The sequence below is a fragment of the Acinetobacter johnsonii genome, assembly GCF_048551975.1.
GTDB classification, from domain to species: Bacteria; Pseudomonadota; Gammaproteobacteria; order Pseudomonadales; family Moraxellaceae; genus Acinetobacter; species Acinetobacter johnsonii_A.
Genome location: NZ_JBIMCF010000164.1, coordinates 1 through 294, shown reverse-complemented (window position 1 = coordinate 294; position 294 = coordinate 1). Strand labels below are relative to the sequence as shown.

1 protein-coding gene is annotated in these 294 nt (G+C 40.5%); it reads right to left on the bottom strand.

The annotated features are described in order from the left end of the window. A partial coding sequence (locus ACG9ZB_RS17070) for a TetR family transcriptional regulator (RefSeq protein ID WP_419326829.1) occupies positions 1-265 on the bottom strand: 265 nt, incomplete at its 3' end. Positions 266-294 lie beyond the last annotated feature (29 nt).

The following is a 294-nucleotide window of genomic DNA, read 5'->3' as shown; positions in this document are numbered from 1 at the left end:
TAGCGAGCAACCAATCTTGCCATGTCATCCCATCGATGGGTAAAGAAACTAAATGGTGTTCATTTATAATGGGTTCCGCCATTGCTTCCATTAACAAGGATTTATTCTTGAAATGCCAATATAGAGTTGGAGATTTAAGACCCAATCGTTGAGCTAGCTTGCGTGTGGTTATTGAATCTATGCCTTCTTCATTCAACATATCCAATGCGGTACGCAGGACTATTTCACGTGTCAGCCGTTGAGGTGCAATATCTTTTTTACTCATAAATCTATCACTGATAGGGAGTGTGTGAG